This is a genomic window from Kosakonia sp. MUSA4 (assembly GCF_013085925.1).
Lineage (GTDB): Bacteria > Pseudomonadota > Gammaproteobacteria > Enterobacterales > Enterobacteriaceae > Kosakonia > Kosakonia sacchari_B.
Map to the genome: position 1 here is coordinate 362,932 of NZ_CP025697.1, position 23,121 is coordinate 386,052.

19 protein-coding genes and 6 pseudogenes are annotated in these 23,121 nt (G+C 44.7%); 16 read left to right on the plus strand and 9 right to left on the minus strand.

The annotated features are described in order from the left end of the window. Positions 1 to 783 precede the first annotated feature (783 nt). Positions 784 to 987: an ogr/Delta-like zinc finger family protein gene (locus C0557_RS01680; protein ID WP_161518662.1), complete on the minus strand. Its 204-nt coding sequence runs from the start codon at positions 985 to 987 to the stop codon at positions 784 to 786. A 3-nt stretch (positions 988 to 990) separates the two neighbouring features. Then, entirely contained in the window at positions 991 to 1,788 is a 798-nt protein-coding gene (locus C0557_RS01685) for a capsid protein (RefSeq protein WP_208657266.1), read from the minus strand. 561 nt (positions 1,789 to 2,349) lie between these two features. Between C0557_RS01685 and C0557_RS01690 the strand changes: the two genes are divergently transcribed. The 5 genes from C0557_RS01690 to C0557_RS01710 are packed head-to-tail and all read left to right on the plus strand — an operon-like array spanning position 2,350 to position 6,056. Further along, on the plus strand, positions 2,350 to 2,616 hold the full coding sequence (locus C0557_RS01690; protein WP_208657267.1) for an AlpA family transcriptional regulator: 267 nt from the start codon (positions 2,350 to 2,352) through the stop codon (positions 2,614 to 2,616). Beyond that, entirely contained in the window at positions 2,613 to 3,164 is a 552-nt protein-coding gene (locus C0557_RS01695) for a host cell division inhibitor Icd-like protein (protein ID WP_208657268.1), read from the plus strand. The genes C0557_RS01690 and C0557_RS01695 overlap by 4 nt, the downstream gene beginning before the upstream one ends. After that, positions 3,161 to 3,394, plus strand: coding sequence for a hypothetical protein (locus C0557_RS01700; RefSeq protein ID WP_208657269.1), 234 nt, complete (start codon positions 3,161 to 3,163; stop codon positions 3,392 to 3,394). Before C0557_RS01695 ends, C0557_RS01700 begins: the two co-directional genes overlap by 4 nt. Then, positions 3,391 to 3,711 (plus strand): DUF5375 domain-containing protein, encoded by a 321-nt coding sequence (locus C0557_RS01705; protein ID WP_208657270.1) that lies wholly within the window; start codon positions 3,391 to 3,393, stop codon positions 3,709 to 3,711. Before C0557_RS01700 ends, C0557_RS01705 begins: the two co-directional genes overlap by 4 nt. Positions 3,712 to 3,725: 14 nt before the next feature. Further along, positions 3,726 to 6,056 carry a primase-helicase zinc-binding domain-containing protein gene (locus tag C0557_RS01710; RefSeq protein ID WP_208657271.1) on the plus strand — a complete coding sequence of 777 codons (2,331 nt, stop codon included), beginning with the start codon at positions 3,726 to 3,728 and terminating at the stop codon, positions 6,054 to 6,056. A 429-nt stretch (positions 6,057 to 6,485) separates the two neighbouring features. Here C0557_RS01710 and C0557_RS01715 read toward each other — a convergent pair whose 3' ends face one another. Together C0557_RS01715 and C0557_RS01720 are read right to left on the minus strand one after the other, a co-directional pair. After that, positions 6,486 to 7,127 (minus strand): hypothetical protein, encoded by a 642-nt coding sequence (locus C0557_RS01715; RefSeq protein ID WP_208657272.1) that lies wholly within the window; start codon positions 7,125 to 7,127, stop codon positions 6,486 to 6,488. Between the two features lie 198 nt (positions 7,128 to 7,325). Continuing rightward, a complete protein-coding gene (locus tag C0557_RS01720; protein WP_208657273.1) occupies positions 7,326 to 7,928 on the minus strand; it encodes a hypothetical protein in 603 nt (200 codons plus the stop codon). A 591-nt stretch (positions 7,929 to 8,519) separates the two neighbouring features. Between C0557_RS01720 and C0557_RS01725 the strand changes: the two genes are divergently transcribed. Together C0557_RS01725 and C0557_RS01730 are read left to right on the plus strand one after the other, a co-directional pair. Then, entirely contained in the window at positions 8,520 to 9,215 is a 696-nt protein-coding gene (locus C0557_RS01725; RefSeq protein WP_208657274.1) for a hypothetical protein, read from the plus strand. Positions 9,216 to 9,638: 423 nt separating this feature from the next. Next, a complete protein-coding gene (locus tag C0557_RS01730; protein WP_253073770.1) occupies positions 9,639 to 10,520 on the plus strand; it encodes an integrase arm-type DNA-binding domain-containing protein in 882 nt (293 codons plus the stop codon). A gap of 19 nt (positions 10,521 to 10,539) precedes the next feature. Here C0557_RS01730 and C0557_RS01735 read toward each other — a convergent pair. Together C0557_RS01735 and C0557_RS01740 are read right to left on the minus strand one after the other, a co-directional pair. Further along, a pseudogene (locus tag C0557_RS01735) lies at positions 10,540 to 10,860 on the minus strand (TraU family protein); the annotation flags it as partial. 384 nt (positions 10,861 to 11,244) lie between these two features. Next, the gene (locus C0557_RS01740; protein ID WP_208657275.1) at positions 11,245 to 12,012 is read right to left on the minus strand and encodes a hypothetical protein; all 768 of its coding nucleotides are present in this window, start codon (positions 12,010 to 12,012) and stop codon (positions 11,245 to 11,247) included. 302 nt (positions 12,013 to 12,314) lie between these two features. Between C0557_RS01740 and C0557_RS01745 the strand changes: the two are divergent. From C0557_RS01745 to C0557_RS27260, 5 genes and pseudogenes are all read left to right on the plus strand, one after another. Further along, positions 12,315 to 12,518: pseudogene (locus C0557_RS01745) on the plus strand (integrase core domain-containing protein); the annotation flags it as partial. A gap of 470 nt (positions 12,519 to 12,988) precedes the next feature. Further along, positions 12,989 to 13,723: a fimbria/pilus periplasmic chaperone gene (locus C0557_RS01750; RefSeq protein WP_208657277.1), complete on the plus strand. Its 735-nt coding sequence runs from the start codon at positions 12,989 to 12,991 to the stop codon at positions 13,721 to 13,723. Between the two features lie 353 nt (positions 13,724 to 14,076). Then, on the plus strand, positions 14,077 to 16,491 hold the full coding sequence (locus tag C0557_RS01755) for a fimbria/pilus outer membrane usher protein (protein ID WP_208657278.1): 2,415 nt from the start codon (positions 14,077 to 14,079) through the stop codon (positions 16,489 to 16,491). A gap of 129 nt (positions 16,492 to 16,620) precedes the next feature. Further along, a complete protein-coding gene (locus C0557_RS01760; RefSeq protein WP_208657279.1) occupies positions 16,621 to 17,118 on the plus strand; it encodes an outer membrane usher CS3-2 domain protein in 498 nt (165 codons plus the stop codon). A 26-nt stretch (positions 17,119 to 17,144) separates the two neighbouring features. Continuing rightward, the gene (locus C0557_RS27260; RefSeq protein ID WP_217273281.1) at positions 17,145 to 17,651 is read left to right on the plus strand and encodes a hypothetical protein; all 507 of its coding nucleotides are present in this window, start codon (positions 17,145 to 17,147) and stop codon (positions 17,649 to 17,651) included. A gap of 136 nt (positions 17,652 to 17,787) precedes the next feature. On the opposite strand, the pseudogene C0557_RS27570 reads toward C0557_RS27260, so the two are convergent. Continuing rightward, a pseudogene (locus tag C0557_RS27570) lies at positions 17,788 to 18,534 on the minus strand (integrase core domain-containing protein). A 98-nt stretch (positions 18,535 to 18,632) separates the two neighbouring features. Between C0557_RS27570 and C0557_RS01775 the strand changes: the two are divergent. Further along, positions 18,633 to 18,932, plus strand: a pseudogene (locus C0557_RS01775) (integrase core domain-containing protein); the annotation flags it as partial. A gap of 112 nt (positions 18,933 to 19,044) precedes the next feature. On the opposite strand, the gene C0557_RS01780 reads toward C0557_RS01775, so the two are convergent. Beyond that, the gene (locus C0557_RS01780; protein ID WP_208657280.1) at positions 19,045 to 19,854 is read right to left on the minus strand and encodes a helix-turn-helix transcriptional regulator; all 810 of its coding nucleotides are present in this window, start codon (positions 19,852 to 19,854) and stop codon (positions 19,045 to 19,047) included. 290 nt (positions 19,855 to 20,144) lie between these two features. On the opposite strand from C0557_RS01780, the gene C0557_RS27550 reads away from it, so the two are divergent. Together C0557_RS27550 and C0557_RS01785 are read left to right on the plus strand one after the other, a co-directional pair. Continuing rightward, positions 20,145 to 20,276 carry a hypothetical protein gene (locus C0557_RS27550; protein ID WP_256371248.1) on the plus strand — a complete coding sequence of 44 codons (132 nt, stop codon included), beginning with the start codon at positions 20,145 to 20,147 and terminating at the stop codon, positions 20,274 to 20,276. A 61-nt stretch (positions 20,277 to 20,337) separates the two neighbouring features. Then, positions 20,338 to 21,079, plus strand: a pseudogene (locus C0557_RS01785) (integrase core domain-containing protein). A 31-nt stretch (positions 21,080 to 21,110) separates the two neighbouring features. On the opposite strand, the pseudogene C0557_RS01790 reads toward C0557_RS01785, so the two are convergent. Further along, positions 21,111 to 21,399, minus strand: a pseudogene (locus tag C0557_RS01790) (IS3 family transposase); the annotation flags it as partial. A 452-nt stretch (positions 21,400 to 21,851) separates the two neighbouring features. On the opposite strand from C0557_RS01790, the gene C0557_RS01795 reads away from it, so the two are divergent. Beyond that, positions 21,852 to 23,087: an MFS transporter gene (locus C0557_RS01795; RefSeq protein WP_208657281.1), complete on the plus strand. Its 1,236-nt coding sequence runs from the start codon at positions 21,852 to 21,854 to the stop codon at positions 23,085 to 23,087. Positions 23,088 to 23,121: the final 34 nt, after the last annotated feature.

A 23,121-nucleotide genomic window follows, 5' to 3' on the forward strand; every position in this document is an offset into this window, starting at 1 on the left:
TCGTAAGAGTAACAAGTTGTCTTAAGTAGATCAATAAATGAACAGATCTTAATGTGATCCTTTTTGTTGTTTTAGTCTTCATAAAAATCAATATGTTAACTAAATACTCTTTTTTCCTGTGAGATCTATGATACGGCTATTAACAGGAGGAGTAAAAATAGTGACGACTCTTCAGTTTGGACGTTTTAATTCGAATATTAAATAGAAATCTTAGAGCGGAATGCTCTCTCCGCCACGCCTTCCCACTCTGTGGGTAATACTCATGCAGGTGCGTGGACGAAGTTATTCCACGACAGGACTGGATTCGCTCTGTGAACGAGTGGGAAGGGGGAGATGATCTGCTTCATAAGCCACATCCTCGACGCATAAAATGACTGATTTCCACTGCCTCATGTTGACTTGTTCGTATCCCTCACTTGGCCGCCTCAGAAGTCCGCTATGCCCTCGAATAACACCGCACCGCCCATTGAGCGCCGTGAATCGGCCACGCTTAGGATGCGAAAATAAAAGCACACATTACTGCTTGCGCGCAGTGCTTTCCCCGCCTCGCCTGCCCGCTTTGCAGGGCGGTTTAAATGCAGATGCATGACCGGGTTCAGGCCGCGCCGGGACTGGCGCGGGCGGGGTTCCGGCTGGCAGGGAAATAAATGCAGTTAAATGCACCTGATGCATGCAGGGTATTTTTCGAAAAAATAACGGGATTTTTTGGCATTTTTTCGGGGTACTGAGAGTGCAGCCGGTAGCCAGTACCGGCGCACATAAATCGGGAGATTTTCGGGGAGGTTATTGCTGTTGAATATCTGCCTGCAAGACCTCATTTTCCGGCATCGCCGGTTTACGTATCACGCCGTCGAGTGTCTCGGTGGTGCGGAACGTGGCCGAGCATTCAATACTGGTGCACTGGTGATAGCGCTGTTTGAGGTTTTCTGTCAGATAGCGGCTGGTACGCGTGTGCGCAGGCTGTTTGCAGAACGGGCAGTGAAACATGGCTCAGCCCTCCGCCTGCTTTCTCTTTTCGGCCAGTTGCGTGGCAAGTTGCGAACGCTTCAGCGGACTTTTATACAGCGCCATGTCCACGCCGGTCAGCGGCGGGCGGTGCATGCCGAGTTGTGAGAAGACCGGCTCATTGTCCATATCAAAGTTATAAAATTGTGCCTGCACCGCAACATGCATGTGCAGCTCCTCAGCCAGAATATCCGCCGGGCGCGTCGCACCGTTCAGCTCCAGCGCACGCAGGCGCAGGCAGAACGCCCGCACCAGTGCCGGGCTGATGTCCCGCATGGCCTCTGCCCACTCTGCCTGTGCGCAGACGGAAAACGCCCGTGCATGCTCAGTGACATACGTTTTACCTGTCGTGCACGCTTCCAGCATGGCGCGGGATTTGTCCGTTTCCAGTTCAGCAATCAGGCCGGTGAATTCCTCCGCCAGCTCACGACCGGCGATGTGTCTGCTGTGTCCGGCTTTGAGCTCCGGCGTCATGGCACCGCCCAGACTGCGGAAACGCTCGCGCCAGCTCTTCTCTGCTGCTGAGCTTTCCTCAAGTGCGCTCTGACGTTCCTTTTCGCTGCGCGTGATGGCTGCGCCGATGTCGTTCAGTTTTATCATGCTGCCGGTGTGGGCGGCTTTTGCCTCTGTAAAGGTTTTCAGGGCACGGTTGACGGCGGTGGCGTTATCCTCTGCGGCTTTTTTATGCACAGTATTAACAGCACCCTCGATGACGGCGCGGGAAGCACCGGTCTGCGTGCTGCCGATGGTTTTCATGATGGAGGTCAGAAGTTCAGTTTTCATGGCGGGGCTCTCTGTGTTGTCAATGTAAGTTCATTCTGCCGCGCCCTGCACAACGAAACGACCGGTTGCAGTTGTGGCCGGGATGGCACAGAAAGCCGCTGAAAAACCGGCTCGCCAGAAAGAGGTCTCTGGAAAAAGCTTCTTTCTGTTTGTTTTTCTGTAATTAACTCTTCACACTGTTCACTGAGAAATAAAATAATAAGTAATACAGTAAGTTAAAGGGTGAACAGTTGAGGAATTAAGTGTTCACCGACTGTTCACCACTGTTCACCCCGGCGTTTAAACTCTTCCCGGCCCTTTATGTTTTTTTTGAATTTTTCTCCCTGTTAATAAAAAGAATTTAATAGGCAGAAGTAAATTCAACTGACTTATTTTTAACCACCTCATCACTATTCAATCGTATTCGACACCATTCCACACCCGCCTGTTTTTCAGGCATTTTTACCGGCGTATCAGCACGCTTTTGCCCTGTTGCATTGTCCGTTTTTATTCACAAAATAGAGCGCTACCCGAAGCCGGAAAGACACAACCGGCACTGTATGGACATTATGAGGTAGCCCGATGCACACCGCTTTTTCTTCCCCGTCTTCTGCCCCTGCCGCACCGTTAATGCCGGTTTCTGACGTTATTCAGGAGCGTTTTTTACGCCTGCCGGAAGTGATGCATTTATGCGGCCTGTCCCGCTCGACCATTTACGACCTCATCAGCCGCAACATGTTTCCGCAGCAGGTTTCCCTCGGCGGAAAAAACGTCGCCTGGCTGCACAGTGAAATTACTGCCTGGATGACTGCGCGAATCTCCGACCGTAACCGGGGCTGCGACGCATGATGATGTCCGGTCTGCAAAAACAGCCTTTTCCTGGCTTGCTTCTTTTCAGTGTTTCCAGGTATAGTTTTCCCGCTGTCGCAAAATCGGCAGCCGGGATTAGCAGCCCGTGTAACTCAATGGCGACACAACACGCGCCAGGCGTGTTTTTTTATGTCGTGGCTCAGACACACCCATTTTGCGGGCTGTGGTGCTTACACCGTGGCCCCTGTCAGATAATGGTGGTCCGGGCGGGGCAGCCTTCGGGCTGGCCGGTGTCCATTGAGGCCGGTACTGCTAACCCCGTCCGGGCTACCACCCATGAGATTAGCAGCTCCGGTGGTGGCAATAACCGCTACTCAATGGAGGCTGCCATCATGGCTACTATCCTCACCCCGTCATACCCGCAGTTTGTCTTTGTGTTTGCCGCCGTCCGCCGCGCAGACCGTACACCCCGTATTCGTATGCTCCGCACCGTGGCCGGTGATGAACACGCCGCACGCCTTTCCCTCGTTCGCGATTACGTTCTCTTCTTTGCCGCCCGTCTGCCGGTTGCGGAGGTACCTGCATGAAAGAAATGACCCTGACCATCACCCACGCCGACCTCCGGCACCTTGAACACCTGCGTAATGTCGGCCAGTTCGTCGGGAATATGCTGATATCGCAGGATGTTTCCGGTGCCTGCCAGTCACCGGAACAGCATTTACAGCTCGCCTCCGTCATTCACCTGATGACCGCCCGGCTTGACGATGTGGTCGAACGCTGCAACCGGCGCTGGCTCACTGAGGAGGTACGCGCATGAAACAGCCATTACCGCCCGTATTACGTGCCGCGCTGTACCGCCGCGCGGTCGCCTGTGCCTGGCTGACCCTGTGCGAACGCCAGCACCGCTATCCATACCTCACCCTCGATGCGCTGGAAAGCGCCATCGCTGCCGAGCTGGAAGGGTTTTATCTGCGTCAGCACGGCGAGGAAAAAGGCCGCCAGATTGCCTGCGCGCTGCTGGAAGATTTGATGGAAGCCGGGCCGCTTAAGGCCGCCCCGTCACTGTCCTTTCTGGGGCTCGCCGTCATGGACGAACTTTGCGCCCGCCATATCAAAAAGCCTGTGCTGCACTGAGGTAGAAAAAACCAATGAAAATGAACGTAACGGAAACCGTGAAACAGGCATGCGGCCACTGGCCGCGCATTCTCCCGGTGCTGGGGGTGAAGGTCATTAAAAACCGGCATCAGGCCTGCCCGGTCTGTGGCGGGAGTGACCGCTTCCGCTTTGACGATAAAGAGGGGCGCGGCACATGGTTCTGCAACCAGTGCGGCGCGGGTGACGGCCTGAGCCTGGTTGAAAAGGCGCTGGGCGTGACGGTCAGCGAAGCCGCCATCCGGGTGAACGCCGTGACCGGCAGCCTGCCGTCGGTTGCCCCGAATGTGATTGCTGCTGATGCGGAAACTGAAGCCAGCCGCAGGGAGGCCGCCGCGCTGGCGGCCAGTCTGCTGGCAAAAAGCCGCCCGGCCACCGGCAGCGCCTACCTGACCCGCAAGGGCTTCCCCGGCTTCGAATGCCTGACGCTCACCACCACGCATAAAACCGGTGGCGTGACCTACCGCACCAGGGATGTGGTTGTCCCGTTGTATGACGATGCCGGCGCGCTGGTTAACCTCCAGCTCATTAACGCTGACGGGGACAAGCGAACCCTGAAAGGCGGCCAGGTGAAAGGGGCATGCCACACCATCGAAGGGCAGAAACAGGCGGGAAAACGTCTGTGGATAGCAGAAGGTTACGCCACGGCGCTGACCGTGCATCACCTGACCGGCGAAACCGTGATGGTGGCGCTGTCGTCCGTGAACCTCCTTTCTCTGGCGAGCCTTGCCCGCAACCGGCATCCTGGCTGTCAGATTGTCCTCGCGGCTGACCGTGACCTGAACGGTGTCGGCCAGACAAAAGCCGCTGCGGCCGCAGATGCCTGCAACGGCGTGGTTGCCCTGCCGCCGGTGTTCGGTGACTGGAATGATGCGTTTATGCAGAAAGGCGAGGAGGCCACGCGCCGGGCGATTTACGATGCCATTAAGCCACCGGTCGCGAGCCCGTTCGACATCATGAGCGAGGCGGAATTTACCGCCATGAGCACCAGTGAGAAGGCGATGCGGGTGCATGAGCACTACGGCGAAGCGCTGGCCGTGGATGCAAACGGGCAGCTTCTCTCCCGTTATGAGGCCGGAGCGTGGAAAGTGATTTCCCCGGCTGACTTCTCCCGCGATGTGGCGGCACTTTTCCAGCGCCTGCGCGCCCCGTTCTCATCAGGGAGAATTGCGTCGGTGGTGGAGACCCTGAAACTGATTGTGCCGCAGCAGGGCGCTCCGGCACGGCGTCTGATTGGCTTTCGTAACGGCGTGCTCGATACCGTCAGCGGCACATTCAGCCCGCACCACAAATCTCACTGGCTGCGTACCCTGTGCGAGGTGGATTTCACCCCGCCGGTGGCGGGCGAAACGCTGGAAACGCATGCCCCGCATTTCTGGTACTGGCTCGACCGCGCCGCCGGTGGTCGCGCTGACAAACGCGACGTGATACTCGCCGCGCTGTTTATGGTGCTGGCGAACCGCTACGACTGGCAGCTTTTTCTCGAAGTGACGGGACCAGGGGGAAGCGGGAAAAGCATTCTGGCCGAAATAGCGACCCTGCTCGCCGGGGAAGATAACGCCACATCAGCCGATATCGACACACTGGAAGACCCGCGCAAGCGTGCATCCCTGATTGGCTTCTCACTCATCCGTCTGCCTGACCAGGAGAAATGGAGCGGTGACGGTGCGGGGCTCAAGGCCATCACCGGCGGCGATGCCGTGTCAGTTGACCCGAAATACCGCGACGCCTATTCCACGCATATTCCGGCGGTGATTCTGGCGGTGAACAATAACCCGATGCGCTTCACTGACCGTAGCGGCGGTGTCTCCCGTCGCCGGGTTATCCTGCATTTCCCGGAACAGATTGCCCCGGAGGAGCGCGACCCGCACCTGAAGGATAAAATCGCCCGCGAGCTGGCTGTCATTGTGCGCCAGCTTATGCAGCGGTTCAGCGACCCGATGACTGCCCGCACGCTGCTTCAGTCGCAGCAGAACTCAGACGAGGCGCTGAACATCAAGCGCGACGCCGACCCGGCCTTTGATTTTTGCGGCTATCTGGAGGCATTGCCGCAGACTAACGGCATGTTTATGGGAAATGCGAATATTGTTCCCCGCCAGCCCCGCAACTATCTCTATCATGCTTATCTGGTCTATATGGAAGCTCAGGGGTACAAAAATGTGCTAAGTCTGAAAATGTTTGGGCTTGGGTTGCCGGTGATGCTCAAAGAATACGGACTCAATTACGAAAAGCGCCATACTAAACAGGGAACGCAGACCAACCTGACACTGAAAGAGGAAAGCAACAGCGACTGGCTGCCGAAGTGCAATGAGGCAGCAACGAAATGACCTAACCAGACCGGCGATTGCCGGTCTTTCTTTACCCTAAATCGCCAAAAATGAAGAGCTTACTGTTCACTCTCCACTATGTGTTCGTCATTCATCTACCTGAAAATAAAGTAAAATTATCAAGAGTGAACAGTGTAGCCAGTTAATCTGAAAAAAAATTTCTTAATATGACTTAGTGGCTTTTGTTTAATGCAATTATAATGATCGCCCTAGTTGTAATTTCCCGCCGCCAGTATAAGATGCTAGGATTTCAAAGTATTAATTATACCCCTAAGTATCTGAAAGCTTTTGGCGAGACGTGGACTTTGCAAGCATCTATGCATAAAGAGCAATATACATTTGTTTGCGATAAATAATCGTTAAAATAACAAATTAAAAATCATGGCTATTTATTACATTGCATTATCTTTCCTTTGAAAAGCACCAAAATCAAGAGTGCTCATCGTTAAGAATGGAGCTAAAATCGTCACGATAGGATTTATGTGCACTCAATAGTGGATTGTATTCATTTAATCTTTTACTCATTGTGTAAATACTCAGGGAGCAGTATGCAAGCCAACACCACATAGTAAACGCTACAAAAGAAATTATTAAGGTTATAATAAATTGAGTGGAATCGTTTTTTGAGTAATTTTTTACAATCTCTGTACCCATTACCAATAATAAATAAAGCATCATACCTGGTATAGCCCAGTACTGATGTCTGTGAGGGGTTATTTTTCCATTGTCAACATCATACAGACCAGGCCAGCGTAATATCGATTTAAGCGCCGGGATATACGATTGAGGTTGACTGGAATGAAATGCAATTAGCTTACATGATAAATCCCTATCTCTATGAAGACCAAATGATTGAAGACGGAACTGTTGTTCAGCTTTAGCTAATGGGTCTAAAGTTTGATCAGTTTCCTGCCTAAGCCACTTAATTGCTTTCACTTGTTCATCTGGTGATCGTGAAAAAAAATCACGACGACTGAAATGAGTATATTTTTTTGAAATCGCAGCCAAGATAGCAAGAATAATACTTGATATTACCGGGATACTTAGAACTTCTTTTAGCATCATTAACATCAGCACCCTCTCTTCACAACTCAAATTAAAGGTTTTTTAACAATCCCTATCAAACTCATAAATAAGCATCAAGAAATTATAATGCTTTACAACTTTTGGGACTATACTACATATATAGAAATATCGCGCTTGGTAAAAAAGTATTACATTCCCTAACCTCCTGAAAACGAAGCAATACAGACTTATGCAGGAAATCATTCAAGTTATTATATTAGAAGACCCAAAAGATAACACAGGCCCATCATCTTTAATATCATTAGGATATAATTGCCATACTTTCGATGGGGGAGACATAAAATATATAGTCTCAAATGGAATGGTTAAGGATTCCAAACGATTACGAATGCACCGAAGAACTGGAGGAGGGACAAATAATGTGTCGTGTGTAATGTAAATAAGCAAAATAACCTCATCACCATAGCATTTATTTTTTTTATTGTTAATAAGGGTTAAAAATGAAGCAATCATATCTTCAGCATTCCATGCAGCAGGTATATTCCCATACTTACCACCGAACTTTTCTAACGGGGCAAACTCTGTTAATTCGAGCCATCTTTGACCTTTTTTCTCTGTTGTGACTTGGAAATCCAAGCTGTTCTCGTGTTGAGGTTCAAGTTTGGTGAAACTACCATAACGTGCAATGTGGGGATTTAGCGCAGGTTTTCCCTCGCAGAATGATTCTGCTATCAGTAACTCAATTTCGCCCTTTGCTGGAGGGTAGTCTATTTTTTTAATGCAAGTTCCTGAGGAAGTGATTTGTACTGATGTACTAGTTCCAGATGGTTTTTTTCGCTTTCCCATCGTTTCATCCCCTTTATCGCCGGAATGTAAAATAATATCCAACCTGAAAATATTATAACAAAACGTCACCTGGTTAGAATGCTTTTTAACCAAAACTGATAATCAAGCGACCATACACTTTATTTTTAATGGCTAAAGTCCGCATTTAAGTGGTAGATTGCATTCCCTACTCTCATTATGATGCTTATGCTATTGTTATTTAATGATAAAAATAAGACGAAAAACTCAATAAGTCAGCTTGTGAATGACATATAAGCATTGGTATACGCTTAGGTATACAAATTCAAGTCGAATTCACTAAAAAATATTTTAATTCAATTGATTAGCGAATTCATTCAGACTCTGCCAGCTTGGCTACGAAGTGCGACGAACCCGCAGTGAAATAACCCACTCAGACCGGCTCCTGCCGGTCTTTTTATTCCCACCGACACAAAGGTGAACAATGCACTGTTCACTCTTCACCATGTATTCATTACTCATGCCTTTGAAAATAAAGAAAAATTATCGCAGGTGAACAGTGTGACCAGTTAATCGGAAAAAAACTTTTTTTCGCGTATGATCTTAATAACAGCTTTGATGGACAATTTTTTGATGGATAAGACAAGAGATTATATTTTAACGGGGCTATCACGTCTGGGGCTGGCGAATTTACCGGGCAGACCGTATGACTGTGCTTTTGAACTTCTGGCCGCACCACCTTCCAGAAAACGGCTGGTTATGATGGGCTTCAACGGCTCGTCAGCAGATGCCTGTATGACTAATGCTCAGTCGGTTCTACGGGATCACGCTTACCCTCTTATTTCTGGTGTTCAGCAGGGTATTCAGGGAAAGTGGGGGATAACGCACCTGGCAAAAAGGCTACAGCAAATACCTGGTAGCCTCGGTTATAGTTGGGAGGATGTTATTTATACCAACGCGCTGATGATGTGTTCCCGTAATGCTTCGACGCTTCGGGAGGAAGCGCAGCATTTCAACATGACTGTGAAAGAAATAATCAAAAGCTCAATGGCATTTTTCGAACAAGTAACGATGTCGCTGAGTGAGCCCGAGATCATTGTTGCGTATAGCAATAGTCTTCAAACGCTTTCTGCCGCGAGTTTATTACTTGAACACTTTGGCGATGCTTCCACGCTAAAATATTCTCACTCTAAGGGCTATCACACCACGTTCGCTTTTATAGCCAAACTCAACGGCAGAAACATCCCGGTAATTTGTGTTCGCCATATGTCGAGATTTAAACCAGAGGAAAATTACATCAAAGCGGCACTATCATTTATGGCTGGTTAAATCCGTTCTGGTAAGGATCCGATTGACGGAACCTAACCGAGTTGAGCAAAAAAGTACTATCACGTATTTACTTCAAACAGTTACATGCCTCTGAGGCGAAAAAAATTGTGGGGGCACAAAAGGGGGCATATCAAGAGTTTGTTTTTATTTATTCCTTTATTTTCATTGTCATATGAAATGATTTGAGTCCGGCCTTCGCACCAAGTGATGCAAAAATGAGCTACCTCCGGGTGGCTTTTTTTGTGTCCATTGTCGTCCATATTCGTACATATTTCATTGTTTAATAAAGATAATTTCTTATCTTTACACCTGCTTTTGTAGTGTAGGTATTTTCCTTGGTGGTCGTTTTTCATCCATTGGCATCCAGGGGATTTGGGGGCAAAAAAGGGGGCAATCCCGGTTCGATAAAGGAGTAACCCCCAAATGGCACTAACAGATCTCGCAATCCGGCATGCCAGGCGGCTTGACAAGGCATACAGGCTTTCTGACTGTCACGGTCTTTACCTTCAGGTGAATCCCAGTGGTTCTAAGCTGTGGTACCTGAAATTTCGTTTTGGAAACAAAGAGAACCGCATGGCATTAGGGCCTTATCCGCTGATTTCCCTCGCACAGGCAAGAGAGAAACAAGCAGAAATAAGAAGGCTTATTTATGAAGGTGTTAATCCGGCGGAAAAACGCAGAGAGGAAAAACGCGGCGGAGTGCCACTCCATACGTTCGAGTCCGTGGCGCGCGAATGGGTCGCCAGCAACCTGAGATGGACGCCGGAACACGCAAAGCGGGTGCTGCGTTATTTCGAGTTGTATGTTTTTCCCACCAATGGCGACCGCGACATAACCAAACTGAAAGTGATGGATCTGCTGGTCCCTATCAAAGAGGTAGAAAAAGCCGGCAAACTGGATGTTGCTTCCCGCCTGCAACAGCGCACCGCTTGTGTGATGCGCTACGCGGTGCAGAACGGCATTATCGATCATACCCCTGCCGCAGATTTAACCGGAGCGGTTGCTACCGCAAAGGTACGACACCATCCGGCGCTGGATCTCCACCTCATCCCTAATTTTCTGGAACGTATTGACGACTATAAAGGCCGCAAGTTAACCCAACTGGCGGTGAAACTGGCGCTGTTGCTGTTCATCCGTTCCAGCGAGCTGCGCTTTGCACGCTGGGAAGAGATCGACCTGGATAACGATGTGGACGATCCCGGCCGAGCGGAAGCCGATTCCGGGCGTGAAACACTCTGTCCGCGGCGCGAAGATGCGCTCCACGCATCTGGTACCGTTGTCTCGCCAGGCAAGCGTTCTGCTTAACGAGATCAAACAATACAGCCGCCCGGGGATGGGTATCGCCACCTCCTTCAGCAATACCAGGCAATGGGGGGCTGAGCAGCGACATCTCCGACCACGGATTTTCCCCGGTTGCGCTGTAGGCCGATATCACCAGATCGGGCCGGAAATGTTGGATTTTTACTGAGGTGCGTACTGTGCAGCCGAACGGTGTGCAGAGTAACCAGTAACACATCCCGACTACCCGGTATTTCACACAGTCCGGCGACAGGGCGGAGGCCGCGATTTCCGGCGTAGTGATGGCGCTTACCGGTAATACGGTGCACAGCAGCAGGGGAAGTAAAAAGGTCAACCGGCCAGACATAATGGCTCCGCAGTGAGAGATTCTCCTTACGGATGTAACGCAACGCCGGGGAATTCACTGCAGGAAACTGATATGCCGTGTGAAAAATTGGACAGAACGGAGGAAGCAGCAAAACCGTGCTTCAGCGTGATTATTTATTTCTGCGGGAGAGCCGGATAATCACTGGCTGCTGATGCTTTTCCGCGACAGCTATTCATTGAGCGGTCGCGTGGGTTACCAGCTGGTTCACCGCTATTTGCATGCAATAGGGTGCTCTGCAGGCAGCAGGAATCGGGAGAACAGGCAGCATGCATACCAGGGAAAACTCCCGGAAGAATGCCAGGCCTTAATGTACTGTTCTGGTATTGAAACAATGTGCTACTTGCGTAACGGTAAGTACAATTACTAGTCGGATGATGAATGGTTACTTGCTTTTTCTTGCCAGATTTTTATCAGATCATTTTTTGTTGCTTCATTATAAATCACATAATTACCACTTTGTTTCTGCAATTGCTCATACCTCGACAGCAGTTCCTTTCCTTTATCAATACTCATTGGTACAGATGTACCAAATGCTTCAAAACTGAAAAATTCTGTATGTTCCTCCGAGAATTTATCCTCATATTTTACCATTAAATATCTTTCAATACTTCCCCCCATAGATTTATCATATGTGCGATAATCGGCAGAGAAGTCATTTATTACTTCATCCATTTTTTGCGTGTTGTCAATCGTTAATTCAGAGAAAACGCCTTTATTTATATTTGACACAAATGTAAGAGAGGGAAAGTAATTGATTAATGGTATTTCAACGCTTTTTAATTCAGGTGAAGAACGCTCCATTCCCGGTGTGATTAATTCCAGCTCATTTAATTTTATAAAAGCGAACGGGAAAGATGTAAAATGATACATAACATCACCCGAATTATTTATGACCAGAGTTTCTGTTCTCCCTTTACCATCTTTACTCTTATCGAGGCGAAAATAGGCTGAGATGTTAGGGAGGTATGGGATTTTACTCACCTGGGATGAGTTTTCAGCTATGGTGTTAGATTTACACGAAACGACAATTGCCATACAGGAAAGCGCAACGGCGGATAATGAAATAGTCGTTGCAGCCAAAGTTTCAAAATATATTTTATTGTCAGTTAAGAAGGTTTTTATATCTCTCATATATTTCTCACTTATAATTTAATTGGGATTCTATTACCAAAATTTAAATAATGCTAAGGTTTTATCATCTGTACAGCATGCTTAAAGGTAGTTCTGAAATATTGCGCGTAGATAACATTATCCGATACACGAACGGTGAGTGTATTGAAATTTTACTTCTGTAAAATATCAGATCAAGTGGTTAGTCAGACTACTACTAAACTTCGTGGTTGCCATAAATGTTGATTGATTATTGGAATGGTTCATGAATCAAGGTGGCTCAAACTGCGAGATCACTGAAACCCACATGCCTTACGCCCAGGCGTCCTCATCCCGGGCTACTGAAAACGGATAATGGCTCCGGGTTTACAGGGAAAATGCTGGAAAAGTGGGTGTATGAGCGTGGAATGCGCATTGATTTTTCCCGGCCGGGAACCCCGACAGATAATGCCACGGTGGAATCCTTCAACGGCAGGCTGCGCCAGGAGTGCCTGAACGAGAACGGGTTTGTGTCGCTGGATGACGCCATCTGAATTTGCTGAGAAGTCTGCCGGTTGCCAGAATATGCAGCCAACATGTGAAGCCGGTTATTCCTGATTACAGCTGGATCATATTCGGGGTCAGGGTCACATGGCACTCATTTTGTCACCAGGATTGCAATGAACAATAATGATGGGCATCTGAATAAGTGAGTTAACTTTTAATAAAAAATCAAGGGTAATATTATTTATACTGGGTAATGATAATAAATACCCGGTTATAGAAAGCTAATATCCAAACAGTAAAAATTACAGGGTGCTGATAAATGATGGCCGGTTGCACCTGTACAATCGAAACACTTTTAATCAAATAATCGTCACTCTCGTATAATTATTAGATAAAAAAATAACTCTAATGCTGAATAGCTATTGAAAATGGTGATCGTTTTTTTTATATCCATTTTTGATATTTGAAAAGAATATCATCAAATAACATTTTCTTATTTGATGAGGGTTGTATGAGCATCGCGAGATTTAGAGCTATATATTTTTTTTGTTTGTATATTGGTTGTAGCCCTATTAATGCAGCTGAAAATGTTAGTCAACAGAAGTTTGAAGCAATTTTGGGTGCAACCAGATTAATCTATGATTTAAATGGTAATGGGGAAAGCATTAGGGTAAAAAACCCACAAACATATCCTATTTTAATCCATTCTAAAATTTATGACAAAGAAAGCAAAGAAGATTCTGATTTCATCATAACACCTCCAATATTTAGATTAGATGCGCAAAGAGAAACTGATATACGTATAGTTAGGATTAGTGGTTCATACCCTAATGACAAAGAATCAATGAAAACTCTTTGTGTAAGAGGAATTCCTCCTAAATCAGACGATCTTTGGGTGAATGATGATAAAAAACAAACAAGCATGAAAATAAATGTGTCAATTAACACATGTATAAAGTTAATTCTACGCCCAAACACTATATCAAAGCTAAATGTTAATGATGAAAATCTAATAAAATGGACCTTCAAAGATAACTATCTGGTGGCGAAAAATAAAACGCCATATTATTTAACAATCGTAAATGCTTCTATCAACAATAAACCAATTAAGACTCCTGGTGTTTTACCACCTTTTGAAGAAAAAAAATATTTAATACAAAATTTAAATTTTGAAAAAGGTAATTTGGCATGGTCTATCATTGGTGATTTTGGTGAGATTAGTGCAATTAAAAAGGACGACATTTAATGTGATTCGGTCATAACTAAATGTATCCAGAATCATTGTAGTGAAGGCGAGTAAGTTGATACTGACAATAAGCAGTCAATAGTCGTAAATACGGCATAGCACATTAGTATTAGGCTGTATTAATTCCTGATACCGATAAACATTAACGCTTAAAAAGGGTGGGTGCTGAAAGGGTTGCAATGACGTCCAGTTAATTGACCAGGATCGGTAAGACCAAAACTTCAGGGGGGCTGAAAATCTCATACAAATCCTACAGATCTAGTTGTAGAAAAAAGGGACATCAGCCTGTTGTCTACTGTTAATGTCAAAATAAGAGATGTCATTGTAAAACGGGATGTATTCACGAAGCCTAAATGAAGAAAAAAATGTTATTGCTGGTTTTACTGTGCTCATGGAAATTTGCACAATCAAAAGAATATTCATTTGATAAATTTTTTTTGCCTGAGTCAAATAATATTGACTTGACCTTCTTAGAGTCTAACTCTTATCCACCTGGCCGTTATTATGTAAGCATTTACCTAAATGGGGAGTACGTTTCTAAGGACTATTTTGATTTCGGTGAAAAAATGGGTGAAAAGATTTGTATAAGCTACTCAATGCTACAAAAATTAGGTGTTAATACGGCTAAAAATGATAATGAATGTGCAGTTAGTGAAGACGATCTGAACCTTCAGACACAATTTGATTTCTATGCAAAAAGATTAGATGTATTTGTCTCGCCAAAATATCTTTCTAAAAAAAAGAAAGGTATTGCTCCTATTCAATCTTGGGATGAAGGTGAAAATGCTTTTTTTGCTAGTTATTATTTTAGTGATGATTATTACTCATTTGGCGGTGGGGGGAGTAAGCATGCACAATATGCAAACATTCAACCACGTTTGAATATAGGTCCGTGGCGCATCAGGACTCAGGCTCTTTGGAATAGGAACGATAATGGAGAAAGTAAATGGGATAATAATTATCTTTATGCAGACAGAGGCTTGAGTAATATCAAAAGTCGTTTATTTATTGGGGATGCTTATTTTCCACTTAAAAACTTTAATAATTTCAAATTTAAAGGTGTTGTATTGAAAACAGATGAGAATATGTATCCCTACTCAGAAAGGTCATATGCTCCAATAATAAAGGGGGGAGCTAAAACCCAATCTAAAGTCGAGATATATCAGGATGGGTTAATGATATATAGCACTGTTGTTCCTGCTGGTGAGTTTAATATATCAGATTATATATTATCAGGTTCAAATAATGATCTGTATGTTAAGGTAATTGAGGATAATGGTTCAACTCAATATATCCTTGTGCCTTTTACAGTGCCTGCGATAGCAGTTCGGGAAGATTTTACTTATTATGAAGCTGCGATTGGCGAGATAAGTGAATCTAAGAATAACTTCGCGCAGTTATCATTAGTTCACGGATTACCTTATGATTTTACGATATTCTCATCAACAGAATATTCTGATTTTTATAAGTCAATAGAGTTTGGTGTTGGTAAAATGCTTGGAGAATTAGGCGCGTTATCAATCAGTTCTGAACAGTCTTTATTTAAAAATAATAATCTTGAAAGCGCCAAAAATAAAAGCTGGGAGGTTAGATATAATAAAAATATTACAGAAACAGATACGTACTTTTCTTTTTCAGCCTCAGGTCAGGACAAGCATGGTGTGTCTTCGCTTAGGGATGCTATAAATTATAATAACTCAACCTATCATTCGAGTGTAAAAAATGAGTACTCTGCATCTATTTCTCAGTCATTTGGAATATATGGAAGTCTAAGCCTGAATGGAGCATGGAGAAATTATTGGGCTAGCAATGAAAAAACAGATTCTTATAGCTTAACATATACCGCGCCTATTTTTAATAATAAGGCTTTTTTAACAGGGAGCTTTATAAAAAATGATATGGTCACCACTAATGGAGGTAGGGTCCAGGATACAATTTTTAATATTGGAATTAATATACCATTAAACTTATTCTCAAATAATCAATCCCTGAGCTACAACGTTGCATCAGAAAAAAACAGGAGTGATTATCATCAGCTAGGGATTAGTGGGTCCGGATATGAGAATAAAATATCATGGAATATAAACCAGAGTTACACAACCGCTAATGACAGAACCACCACTTCTTTGTATGGTTCTTATAAAGCAAAGTATGCAAAAATAAATGCTGGATACTCCAGGTCTGAAATATATAACCATACTCATGGTGGTATAGAGGGGAGTATGGTGCTCTATAATGACGGTCTCATTTTCGGACAGCAAGTTGGCGACACTATTTCTATAATAGAAGCAAAAGGTGCCGAAAACACAAAAATTCGTGGCTGGGGGGGAGTAGAAACTGATAGGCATGGAAAAGCATTAACTGGGCATATTGTGCCTTATCAATACAACATCATCTCTCTTGACCCAACAACCTTGCCCTTAGACGCATCATTAGATGTAACAACAACTTCAGTTGTTCCTACAAGTGGGGCTATCGTAAAAGCCTCTTACAATGTGAAGAAAGGTAAAAAAATAGTACTTACATTAAATAAAAGTAATGGGGATGAGATTCCTTTTGGCGCTATCGTAACGATGAGAGACAACAACCAAAATACAGCCATTGTTGGTGAACGTGGTCAGGTTTATCTCGATGCTTCACAGGATCGAGGCAGTCTTGAGGTTGTGTGGGGACGCGAAGAAAATAAAAAATGCATTGTTGATTATAAAGTTGTAAGCGATAAAAATATAGCAGGGGTTTATAAGGGAGTGGCAGGTGCATGCATGTAAGTGAAAATATCAAAAAGATATCATAACCCTCATCAAGCATTATATATCATAAATAAACATTGCTTAACAATGGTAGGCAATGTTTGTTTCAAATCATCAATCAGTTAACTTATAAAAAGAGGTATTCTAATGAAAAAATCAATCATAGCATTGGCTCTTTTAACGTTGAGTGCCAATTCTTTAGCTGCACAAGGTCCGACTAAAAACATGGAGCTTACAGCCACGTTAACGTCTCAACCAGAATTATCGATTGACTTTGAGCCTGCACAGGATATTTATCAGGGGTATCTTGTTGGTAGAACAATTGGGGTTTTAAGTTTTAAAACTTCAAGTCTTAGCGATATTACCATGCTTTCAGCTCGTAATGTTGTGGATGGCGCTCTCAGCGGTGCATTTACTTTTATGGATGCTAACGCTACTTGTAAAGTACAGACGAATCTGCAGAGCGCAGATGGCAATGATGTGGTCGTGTCAGATATTACAAAGGGTGTTACTTTAACCCCGGGTAATGGCGCTGCAACGCTTCCTGAAAATTTTTCTTTTAAAATGGTATCAACAATGAGCGCCACCAGTGCATGTGCGGGTGAGTATTATGTTGATGTTAACCTGACCAGTAACGTACTTTAATTTAATCAAGATTGGAACAACACATCATGAAGAACATTACTAAAACTATTCTGGGCATTTCCATTTCCGCTATTAGTGCTGTGGCTTTAGCTGCGACCGGGCCGACTACCACTAAACGACTTTCAGTTATGGTTAAGGCTCCTGCAGCGATTGATGCGGTTTGGCAGGCCCAACCAGATTTAGCACCGAAGGATGTTGCTGCTTCTGATACACTGGTCGGTATTCTTACTCTTTCAAACACAAGTATTGAAACGGCCACTATTACTAGTGCTGATGCTGACGATGCTTCAAAAACTGGCATCGTGACGTTTGCTAATCAAACGAGTCCTGACTCTAAATTCGCTACTAAAATTTCCTCCAACAATACCGATATCACGCTTGATAAAAATATCGGTAATACAACGGTCAGAACTACTGACGGGTCGTTGCTGCCAGACAACCTGCCGCTAAACTTTGTGACAGCCGAAGGAAATACTAGTGTTGCATCAGGTAACTACGTAGCAAATATTGCAATCACTACAACTATTAAATAATTATTTAAACTTCACTAGTTAGACGAGTTACATTAAGTAAATCTTCTGCCTGGAGTTAAATTTAGGGCTGAGTTTATCGTTCTACTATACTCAGCCCTTTTCTTTTTTCGATATACTATCTCAGGAATAACCGACTTCAGTCCGGCTGCATATTCTGGCAACTGGCAGACTGCCCAGCGAATTCGGATGGCGTCATCCAGCACAGCGCAGAATGAGGACGCCTCTGGTTATAGTGTATGCGTCACCTCGATTTTGTACCGCGCATCCTCCAGCGACACAAACCCGTTCTCGTTCAGGCACTCCTGGCGCAGCCTGCCGTTGAAGGATTCCACCGTGGCATTATCTGTCGGGGTTCCCGGCCGGGAAAAGTCAATGCGCATTCCACGCTCATACACCCACTTGCCCAGCATTTTTCCTGCAAATTCAGACCCATTATCAGTTTTCAGTAACTGTGGTAAAGGGCGTCTGAGCGCAGGTTCTGTCCCAAACAGATCCCCGGGCATGGTTCGGATACAGGCCTCAGGGGCTGAGGCTGGCGGCGCTGTGCTAATTTATTTCATTGGGAGCGTTTGAGCCGAAGGGACAGGTCCTGCTCACGGTTGAGACGATAAATGCGTTTATGGTTATCCCGCCAGCCCTTCCACCTGAGCAGAATGTGAACCCACCGGTAACTGTAATACAGGCGGGTTTCCGTGATCTCACGGATACGCAGGCGCATGTGCTTCCGCTCTGAGGGCGAGATACCGCCGTATTTCTTGCGACACGTATAGAATGTGGTATCGGAAATGCTCAGCTTACGGCAGACTTCCGGCACCGGCGTACCCAGTTCGGCCTGCTTCAGGGCAAAGACAATCTGCTCTTCGGTGAATCGTGATTTTTTCATCGGTACCACCACCATTCAGGGAAGTATGGATCATGCCGGAATTCTGTTTCTGAATGGCGCAGGATTTCTGGTCAGGGTTACGGGTGCTGGATAACGGTTTACCGGTATGTATTCAGACGGACAATGGCAGAGAGTTTATCCCGAAGAGTCTGGATAAAGGGGCATATGAAAACGGGGTGACAATGGACTTCTCTCGCTTGGGAAAGCCGACAGATAATCCGTTTATTGAATCATTTAGCGGTAGCCTGCGGGATGAATGCCTGAACATTCACTGGTTCCTGTCACTGGAAGATGCGCAAGGCAAACCCGACAACTGGCGCAGGGGATATAATCATGAGAGAACGCATTCATCATTAAATGGCATGGCTCCGACTGAATTTATCCGGAGTCTGCAAAAAAGACGAAGATCTCTGATTTGGGACCAAGGCCAAAAACCCGGAGATCTCAAAGGGTGCGTGGAAATAAAATGGGTGTGCTTACACCATGAACCTATTATGAGTTATAGCTAGTCTAACTCCTAAAATATATCATATATTGTTTGGGGGTGACGCCAAAATAACTTCTGAATAATTTTATAAAGTAAGAAGTACTCGAAAAACCAGTCAGTTTTGATATTTGATGTATCTGTTTCTCATTTTCTAAAAGTAATTGCATGGCTTTATTCATTCTTAAATCTAAAAGCAAATGATTAAAGGATGTATGCTCACATTCTAATCGTTTCCTTACAGTTATCTCTGATATATTGAATTTATCAGCAATAATACTTAACCTCCATTTTTTGGATAGATCTTCAGAAACAAGTCTTCTAACTTTGTCGGTAAAAGTTGAAGCTGCTGAAATATACAATGAATATATAAGGCTGTCTTTTATCGGCATTTTAGTTATCAGATAGGCTAATTTTATTGCTTGAATTCTTTTGTCAGATGTTTTGTTTATTTTATCCAAAAGGCTTACATAATCATCGCAGGTATTGACACCAATTATTTTATCACTGGTCTTTCTATTCAAAGTATTTTCATCTAATTTATATGCATATAAAGAATGCATTATATCTTTTAGTAAATGAAGCGTTTCACTATCAATGCTAGTGCATTGGAATGGCGGTCTATTCAAATTATATTTTTTTATGGCAATACGATACCGGATTCCACGCTCAATAAAAACTAACATGCCTTGCTTGAAAAACAAAGTTTCATCAGACCGATAGATTGTCATGTCACATTTGTCTGTATAAATTATCAAATGTTTATGAGTATAAGCGTTGTTTATTTTGATAGAAGCTGTCGTTTCTGCTTGTTTTTGATATGTTAAATTTTCCATATGTTAATATTTACATCATTACTATTGTTACAAATTATATTATCGAAATTTATTTTGTGTTATTGCCATCACACAGCTAGATAATTTTTTACAAAAAAACACTCTGTAACATTAAGTTTTTAATTTAACCATCTAATAACATCATCCCTCTCAGAAAAAGAATAGCGCTATCTATTATAGATCTTACCGCCATCGGCTCAGTTGGGTTAAACAAAATTATCATCGGGCTGAAACGCAGGTCAGCGCTAATGCCCAACTGGGCGATTATCAGTCCACGCTGGAACTGGCCTATGGCGGGTGAAACCGTCATCCTGCTGTGGCGGCTGTTTGACGAAGGTTTTCAAGCCGAGCGGGATCTCCGGCAGTCAGCGCGAGTATATTCAATGGCTGCTGAAGAGCAGTACTGTAAGTATCCCGCTTAAACGAACTATTCACTTTTAGAGATCTTCCGACATACTGATTATGTCCCCTGAGGAGATCACCATGCGTAAAGCCCGATTCACCGAACACCAGATCATTGCCGTTCTGAAGTGCGTCGAAGCCGGACGTACCGTCAAGGATGTCTGCCGCGAAGCCGGTATCTCGGAAGCCAGCTATTACAACTGGAAAGCGAAGTTTGACGGGATGGAAGCCTCTGATATCAAAAAGATGAAAGACCTGGAGGATGAAAACCGGCGCCTCAAACAGATGTTTGCTGATCTCAGCCCTGAATGCCGGGCACTTAAAGACGTCATCGAAAAAAAGCTTTAAAACCAGCGAAAAAGCGTGAGCTGGTCCATTGATTTTATGCTCGATGCGCTGGTCTGCGGCAGAGGCTCTCGCAATAGAAATCGATCTGAATATCCCGGCACAGCGGGTGGTCAGGGTGCTGGACAGGATCGTGGCAAACCGGGGCTAGCCGCTGAAATTGCGGATGGACAACGGGCCGGAACTGGTCTCGCTGACGCTGGCGCAGTGGGCTGAAGAGCATGGTGTGATGCTGGAATTTATCAAACCAGGGAAACCAACGCAGAATGCCTTTATTGAGCGTTTTAACCGGACGTACCGGACAGAAATACTGGATTTTTATTTATTCAGAACGCTGAATGAAGCACGGGAAATTACAGAGCGCTGGCTGGCTGAATATAACAGCGAACGGCCCCATGAATCTCTGAATAACCTGACGCCGGAAGAGTACCGGCTGATGACTGAAACTCCGGACATCTCAAAAAGTGCGTGGAACTAAAACGGGTGTGCTTACAATATCACCTTATCGATGTTGCCTGGTAGCCACGAAACAGCGCAATGCTGTCCAGTATCCGCGATACCTGATGGCCCGAAATTCCGTACGCAGCAGTGATCGTCAGGCACTCCTTTGTGAAGTCATCCACGCAAGTCAGGTACTTAATCCGGCGATCACTGGCGAGTGCATCCATGACAAAATCCAACGATCAGGCTCGGCGCATCCGGGCGTAGAAGTGCCGCTCTGTCGCCAGCCCTGCGTTTTAAACCCGTACCGTTGAGGTGATAAAGCCGGTAAACCCGCCTGTCATGTGGCTTATGAAGACATTACTGACATCGGAGTGTGCTAATTAACGGGGGGCAGGTCAGCTGGACTTTATAAAGTCAGGTTAGACAACGCAGAATGCCTTTCCCGAACGGTTCAACCGGAAATACCGAGCAGAAATGCCGGAAATTTCAAAAGTACGTGGAACTAAAGCTGGTCTATTTATACCAAGGAATAGAATATTTGTAATTCTTCCATATAGGGAAATAGGTATGCTCAGTAAAATAGAAAGAAATTGGCTATTTTGTGATGTTTCATTTTTATCTTAAAATAACTTGTGTATTTTATATGGAAAGAGCAATAACACTTAATCAACAGAATTCAGTACTAAAAAATAGAAATGTTAAGCGTGTCAGGGAAGCAATAATGAAGTATTTAAGTGGTGATTTTACTGCAGTTTTAATAAGTTATTTTTTGTATGATATGTATATCATATTGGGTTGATTGCATAATGAGAAAAGATATTTTTACTCTCTTTCGCTTTCGTATGCTTCCTGTAGAGATTCATGTGATGTTGGTCGGATCTCTATTCGCAAGGGGGGCGTATTTTATGGTGTGGCCTTTTTTAAGCGTTCTTCTTTACCGACAGTTTCACTATTCTGCTACTGCAATTGGCACATTGCTTTCTGCCGCTACTATTTGTGGAGCGATAAGTGGGGTTTATACTGGCTGGTTATCTGATCGCTTCGGACGAAAGCGTTTAATACTATGTGGTTCCACTTTGAGTGCTCTGGCTTTCTGCGTGCTTGGCTATGCCAAAGAGCCGATTGTGTTTGGCATCGGTATCACTGGGGTCAGTATAGGTTGCGTAATATTAGAGTCCAGTTGCAAAGCACTTATTGGCGATCGTATCACTGATACCATTTCACGTGAGCTTGCATTTTATTGCCGTTATTACGCTATTAATGTCGGGGCTGCGATTGGTTCATTAATTGGTATGACGCTAGGGATCAGTGAGCATGGTGTGACATTTTTTACCACCGCTACAATTTACTTCATTTATGGTGTGATATTATGGGGGCTCTTGTCAAGAATTACGCTTGCAAATGGTCATGTTAAGAAAAATACTCTGCAGACACCTGGCTTTATGACTGTTATCAAACAAATGGTCTGCCACCGTATTTTTACGCTACTATTACTATGTAATATGCTGGCAGCGCTTATTTATGCCAGTTTTGACTCCTCGTTAATTCAGTATTTGACCAGGAGTAATATTTCTGGAATCATGTCAACGATTGCGCTACTCGTGACGGTTAACTCCCTAACTATTATTGTTGCACAGTTTCCTTTATTAAGCATATTACAACATCACTCCATTACAGTCCGCTTGATGTTTGGTATCATGCTAATGTTAATAGCTCAGCTATTATTTGCATTTTCACCGCTAACACAATTCTATCTACTGGTATTAGCCACTGTAGCTCTCAGCCTTGGTGAGTTAGTCGTTTTCCCAACGTTCAGTATAGCGGTAGATAAATTAACGCCTGAGTCATTGCGAGGAAGTTATTATGGAGCGGCAAATATATATATGCTAGGTACTGCACTTGCCCCAATATATGGAGGGCTAATACTTGATCGCTGCAATCCAGAAGTGCTGTTCCTTAGTTTGTCTGTTTTTTGTCTGATAATTATATTGCTACAAACTGTCATTAATGCAACCAATCGAACACACAATAATATGTGTTAATGAACTTTTTGTAAATAATGATGAATTGAAATTC

Bases quoted from the DNA above. Each gene is read 5' to 3' on its own strand.
- C0557_RS01680 (WP_161518662.1), bottom strand. From the start codon at position 987: ATGTTTCACTGCCCGTTCTGCAAACAGCCTGCGCACACGCGTACCAGC.
- C0557_RS01685 (WP_208657266.1), bottom strand. From the start codon at position 1,788: ATGAAAACTGAACTTCTGACCTCCATCATGAAAACCATCGGCAGCACG.
- C0557_RS01690 (WP_208657267.1), top strand. From the start codon at position 2,350: ATGCACACCGCTTTTTCTTCCCCGTCTTCTGCCCCTGCCGCACCGTTA.
- C0557_RS01695 (WP_208657268.1), top strand. From the start codon at position 2,613: ATGATGATGTCCGGTCTGCAAAAACAGCCTTTTCCTGGCTTGCTTCTT.
- C0557_RS01700 (WP_208657269.1), top strand. From the start codon at position 3,161: ATGAAAGAAATGACCCTGACCATCACCCACGCCGACCTCCGGCACCTT.
- C0557_RS01705 (WP_208657270.1), top strand. From the start codon at position 3,391: ATGAAACAGCCATTACCGCCCGTATTACGTGCCGCGCTGTACCGCCGC.
- C0557_RS01710 (WP_208657271.1), top strand. From the start codon at position 3,726: ATGAAAATGAACGTAACGGAAACCGTGAAACAGGCATGCGGCCACTGG.
- C0557_RS01715 (WP_208657272.1), bottom strand. From the start codon at position 7,127: ATGTTAATGATGCTAAAAGAAGTTCTAAGTATCCCGGTAATATCAAGT.
- C0557_RS01720 (WP_208657273.1), bottom strand. From the start codon at position 7,928: ATGGGAAAGCGAAAAAAACCATCTGGAACTAGTACATCAGTACAAATC.
- C0557_RS01725 (WP_208657274.1), top strand. From the start codon at position 8,520: ATGGATAAGACAAGAGATTATATTTTAACGGGGCTATCACGTCTGGGG.
- C0557_RS01730 (WP_253073770.1), top strand. From the start codon at position 9,639: ATGGCACTAACAGATCTCGCAATCCGGCATGCCAGGCGGCTTGACAAG.
- C0557_RS01740 (WP_208657275.1), bottom strand. From the start codon at position 12,012: ATGAGAGATATAAAAACCTTCTTAACTGACAATAAAATATATTTTGAA.
- C0557_RS01750 (WP_208657277.1), top strand. From the start codon at position 12,989: ATGAGCATCGCGAGATTTAGAGCTATATATTTTTTTTGTTTGTATATT.
- C0557_RS01755 (WP_208657278.1), top strand. From the start codon at position 14,077: ATGAAGAAAAAAATGTTATTGCTGGTTTTACTGTGCTCATGGAAATTT.
- C0557_RS01760 (WP_208657279.1), top strand. From the start codon at position 16,621: ATGAAAAAATCAATCATAGCATTGGCTCTTTTAACGTTGAGTGCCAAT.
- C0557_RS27260 (WP_217273281.1), top strand. From the start codon at position 17,145: ATGAAGAACATTACTAAAACTATTCTGGGCATTTCCATTTCCGCTATT.
- C0557_RS01780 (WP_208657280.1), bottom strand. From the start codon at position 19,854: ATGGAAAATTTAACATATCAAAAACAAGCAGAAACGACAGCTTCTATC.
- C0557_RS27550 (WP_256371248.1), top strand. From the start codon at position 20,145: ATGGCGGGTGAAACCGTCATCCTGCTGTGGCGGCTGTTTGACGAAGGT.
- C0557_RS01795 (WP_208657281.1), top strand. From the start codon at position 21,852: ATGAGAAAAGATATTTTTACTCTCTTTCGCTTTCGTATGCTTCCTGTA.